This is a genomic window from Mailhella sp., from assembly GCF_057866825.1.
In genome coordinates, this window is the sequence record NZ_DBMAHT010000144.1 from 1 (window position 1) to 4774 (window position 4774).

Annotated in this window: 5 protein-coding genes; all 5 read right to left on the reverse strand. The window is 62.5% G+C overall.

Annotated elements, in window-relative coordinates; translation table 11 throughout:
* Positions 1-80 precede the first annotated feature (80 nt).
* A complete protein-coding gene (locus tag ACZM96_RS09625) occupies positions 81-209 on the reverse strand; it encodes a hypothetical protein (RefSeq protein WP_489488789.1) in 129 nt (42 codons plus the stop codon).
* Positions 210-371: 162 nt separating this feature from the next.
* The gene (gene cas5e, locus ACZM96_RS09630) at positions 372-1082 is read right to left on the reverse strand and encodes a type I-E CRISPR-associated protein Cas5/CasD (protein ID WP_489488790.1); all 711 of its coding nucleotides are present in this window, start codon (positions 1080-1082) and stop codon (positions 372-374) included.
* Positions 1079-2146, reverse strand: a complete 1068-nt coding sequence (cas7e, locus tag ACZM96_RS09635) for a type I-E CRISPR-associated protein Cas7/Cse4/CasC (RefSeq protein ID WP_489488792.1) — start codon at positions 2144-2146, stop codon at positions 1079-1081. The genes cas5e and cas7e overlap by 4 nt, the downstream gene beginning before the upstream one ends.
* A gap of 87 nt (positions 2147-2233) precedes the next feature.
* Entirely contained in the window at positions 2234-2839 is a 606-nt protein-coding gene (gene cas6e, locus ACZM96_RS09640; RefSeq protein WP_489488793.1) for a type I-E CRISPR-associated protein Cas6/Cse3/CasE, read from the reverse strand.
* The coding region (gene casA, locus ACZM96_RS09645; protein WP_489488794.1) for a type I-E CRISPR-associated protein Cse1/CasA at positions 2836-4774 on the reverse strand (1939 nt) is incomplete at its 5' end. The genes cas6e and casA, both read right to left, overlap by 4 nt.

Sequence of the window (4774 nt, forward strand, 5' to 3'; positions counted from 1 at the left end):
CCCACGCGGGTGGGGAAGACACACGAGCAGAAGCAGGACTATTCAAAGCCTGAGAAACACCCCCACGCGGGTGGGGAAGACTACATGATCTGATCTTCGAGCTCTTCGAGGCGGGGAAACACCCCCACGCGGGTGGGGAAGACCAGACGCTCTACAATGTCCAGCTGGAGCGGGCAAGAAACACCCCCACGCGGGTGGGGAAGACTCACACTTCTGTGCTTCAATCCAATCAGGTGCAGGAAACACCCCCACGCGGGTGGGGAAGACGCTGACATATTATTGACCTTTTTTCGACACGGGGCAAGAGAGTCCGCCTTTTCTGCGCCTCTTTTCCGGGCTGCCGCCTCCCCGTTTCCGGGGAGGCGGGCGGCTTACTCCTGCGGCAGGTCGATGATCGTAACGGTTCTGTCTTCGTATTTCTTGTACAGGCCGAAGTGAACGGGCACGTCGTTGAGCGACATGGTCATTCCATCCTCGCGCTGGCCCGGCAGTACCTTGAACAGCGCCCGACGATGCTTTTTTTCTGCAATGGCGGCGGCGCACTGCTGCGCCTCATCGTCGTCTGCAAAAAAGCCGCGGAACACGATGTCCGTGGGAACGCAGCTCTTGCGTCCGAGGCAGATGGGCCATGCCGGAGACGAAAGGCCCGAGGCTATTTCGCCTTCCATGCTCTCCGGCACGGCCAGCGCGCAGGCATAGGCCATGTCCTGAACATAGTACCGATACGTCAGCTTCGCGCCGGAGCCGACCGGTCTTTTGCCGTCCGTCTTCTTGGGAACGAGCATGTCCTGCCAGGGGTCGGCGGCGTCGTAGCCGCTGCCCACCATGTGGAAATCCTGCAGAAGCGGCTGCCGTTCCACCTTGCCCCGGCGGTTCAGGCGCGCGAAGGCCGTGACGGTCTGGGGCAGGGGCTTCATGGCGGCCAGCCATTCGCGCTGTTCGCCTCCCCGTCCCATGGCGCAGCACAGCAGGCCGAGTATGCCGGAGCGGGTGGGAAAGGGGAGCGTGTCGCGTCTGCCGTAGCGGGAGCCGGCTCCCCACGACTGCAGGGGAGCTTCCAGCCAGAGAAGCAGCGTTCTCATGCCTGCGCCTCAAAGGGCTTCGCAAAGGACGCCAGTCCTTCGGCAAGCTCGTCGATGGAGATTTCGGCATCGGCCCTGCCGAAGGTGAACTCGGCCTGCTTGCCGTAGAGCGAGCCCGCCTGTTTTTCCTGACGGGCTATGGCCTCGTCGAGCGCGGCGATGCTGGGCTTGAGATAACCCTCCTGCGGGAGCACGGGGGCGTCGAAGCTCGCCTGCATGCCCTGCCCCTTGCGGACAAGCACCCGGGCGTAATCCCACAGATGCAGGCCGGTCTGCGTGGTCTGACGCGCCGAGGGAACGGCCAGATAGAGCGCCTTGACGAAGCTCGACACCGCGTGGGCAAGACCGCAGCCTTCCAGCGTTTCCGCCAGCTGCCCGAGATCGAGGCTCACGTAGCGGTAGTAGGTGGCGGAATTGAATTCCAGACTGCCCATGTGCGCCGACCCCTGTGCGATCAGTCCCATGGGATCGTCGTCGAGCGCGGTGAAGAATTCCACTTCGCTGTCGGCCCGATGCGTGGAAATGGCGTGGGCAAAGCTGGCTGCGGCAGGCACGTTGAGCTCGGGAGCCTGCGCCACCATGCGGCCGAAAAGCGCAATGTCCAGCCCGTCTTCGGCGGGATGGAAGTATTTCTTGTGGATTTTTTTGAAGTCGGCGGAAAGGGAGTTCTTTTTGATGACCGCCTCTACGGAAAAGTCGCTCGCGAGCGCGAATTCGGCCATGGCGCGGGCTTCGCTTTCCGAAAAGAAAAGAAGCGTGTCGTCCACGAGCGTGTTGGCCAGCGCTTCGGAAAAAGCGCGGGCCTTTTCTGCGTCGGCTCCGGCGTTCAGGCAGGCCCGCGCAAGTATGTCGGCCACCTGCTTGGTGCGCAGGGCGGTTTTCACGCCGAGTTCCTGCAGCGTGAGACGCACCTGCCGCTTCCAGCACTGGGAGCTCACGCGCGCGCGGACAACGCCGCCCACAACGGCGCTTTTGGGCGCGCCCACGTCGTCGCGGTTCAGGCAGGTGACGGGGAAGGACTGCAGAATGTGGAATTCGATACGATAACCTTTGAGAGCGTTCATGATGTTTCCTTCTTCGTTTGGAGGCGCATCCGCCCTTGCCGGATGACGCCGGAGGAAAAATGTTCGACTCTTCGACGGCCGGAGAGCCTAGCGGAAAAGCAGGGGGGAGAGCTGCAAAAGACCGCAGCCGAAGGCCTTGCCGTGTCCGATGCCGCGGGTAAAGCTGAGGCGGAATCGTTCCTTGTCCGTCACGGCCAGGATGCCCGTCACGCGGGCCTTGCCCAGGGTGACGCGCTTGTCGCCCTTGTCGAACACGTCAACGGCGATGTCCGCCACCTGCACGGTTTCCTGAGCGGGCTGAAAGCCCCAGGACGGCGCTTTTTTCAGAAACCACGCCTCCACGGCGGGGCGTCCGCGCACAGCCTCGCGCTTGCCGCTCGCACGGCTTTTGCACACAGGATTCACAATGATTTCAAAGCGGTATTCCGAAAAATCGAGAAATCCCTCGGGAAGCGCGCGACTTTCGAGTCGTCCGCAGGCAGGCGTTTGCGCCTCCCTGTCGGAAAGCACGAGAATGCGGCGCATGCCGAGACTTCCGCCCTTGTCCGCAAAGAGTATGCCGCTTGAGCCGGGAGCGCCGTGACGCACGTCCGGAAAAAGTCCGTACACGGCCCGGTGCAGCGAATAGCTGTCGGTCAGGCGCAGGGCGCGGCAGTCGCGCAGCGAAAGAAGATACTGACTGACGTACATCATGCCTTGTCTCCGGAAGTTTCCGTCTTTTCGCCGCCGCTTTCCCACCAGTAGGCTTCGGCCCAGCGGCGTTTGATTTCCTCGCGCATGACGGGAGAGCGAAAGGCGAGCACTTCCTGCAGCAGACGGAAGTAGGAGAGCTTTTCCCTGGCCTTGGAATCAATGAAGGAAAGCAGCGGACGCAGCAGTCGGCAAAGCTGATCCTGATCGTTGCAGTTCAGAAGACGGCGCAGACGCGAGCTTCCCTGATCCTTGTCCTCGAAGCAGGAGACCAGCGCCCGCCCGAGTGAGGCCTTGCCGTCCTCAGGATCGTCTCTGCGGCACAGCGGCGCAACAACGGCGAGGCAGGGCGCGAAATCCTCGTCGGCCACGCCGTGGCGTATGAGCAGCTCCCATGACTGCACGGCGAGTCGTTCGCTGCTGTCGGCCCGCTTGAGACGGGCGACGGCGCCCGTGTCCCGCACTCGGGGCGTGGGGCCGAGCCTGTCCGCAATCCATGCCAAAAACTCGGCGTATCGGCATTCAACGTTTTTCATAGGCGTGTTCTCCCGGAACAGCGGGCGATGTTTGCACCACGCTTCCACCTGTCTTCCGGTGTCGTGGGGGCAGGCGTTGTCGTAAAGCATGAGCATGGCGCCGTACCAGCGGCCGAGCAGAGCGGCGCGTGCCTTCTCGTCTTCGCAGCCGGCAATGATTTCCGGCAGGTCGGGTTCCGCCATCTGCCAGAAAAGACCGGCGGTTTCGGCCGCCACTCCTCCGGCGCTCTTGTCGTCCAGCTTCAAGTCCTTGCCGTACTTGTACACCGCGCTGTAGAGCGTTTTCGCCCGCTTTTCCGCTTCTTCCATCAGCGCGCTGAAGGCCCGGAACCAGGACCCCCGGAGTTTGTCGGTCCGTATCCGGTATTCCGATTCCAGTTCGTCATCCTTGCCGGTGAGGTACTGTTCGCCCGCTTGGCTGCTTACCTTGACGCCGCCGCTCCACACGCCCACCTCCTGAATGCCGCAGATGCTCCGGTACGTTTTCACCCGGTTCAGACCGGTCTGAAGCCCGAGGCAGTAGAATCCGGCGCGGTTTTCCTGCGCGTCGAGAAACGAAAGAAGCGCCGGAAGCTGACGCCAGGGACGTTTTTCCGGATCGACCCACAGCATGCGGGGCTTGCTCTTGGAGGCGTCCACGGCGGCGGAGGGATCCGTCATGCCGGAGAGATAGTCGGGATGCACGATGCCCTCGGTAAAGCGCAGACCGTTGTCGTCCAGCAGGCAGAAGCGCGCCAGCGGCACGAGCCTGCCCATGAGGCTGGTCTTGAGCGCCTGCGCCGCGGGGCAGTCTTCGCCCTGCGGCATGCGTTCCCACGGGGGCACGCCGAGGCCGTTCTCCCACTGCCTCTGCCCCTCGATGTCTTCCTGCGTGAGCAGATTGAGCCACAGCGTTTCCAGCAGCGAGTCGCCCAGAAGAAAGGAATGCAGAAGTCCCGCGAAGCAGACGGCCGGGCCAGGTCTGCCGCTCGGCTTCTTTTCGTAGCCCGGCGTAAGCACGAGCTTGTTGTACGGCTTTTTTCCGCCGAGGCAGAGGGACATCTGCTCAAGCAGCAGCAGCGCCTTGTCGGCGTCGGAGAGCGCCGGTTCAAGCTGCTGATGCGAAAGCCACGAGGTATTGCCCGACGCCACTTCCGGCATGACGGTTCCGTAGGGCTTGAGCTGCGCTTCTTCGCAGGCTTTGAACTGCAGAAACGGATGATCGCCGTAGAGGAAAAAGGCGTCGTAGTGTTTTTGCAGATAGGCTGTCGCCTGCTCCCCCAGCCCCTCCGGACGAAGATCAATCCATTCGTCATCGTCGGCGGGCGTGCAGGCGGCCTGCGCCACGGCCAGCAGGAATTTAAAAATGGTTATTTTGATGAGCGGCGAGCCGCCCGGCGACGATGACGAATGGATTGATCTT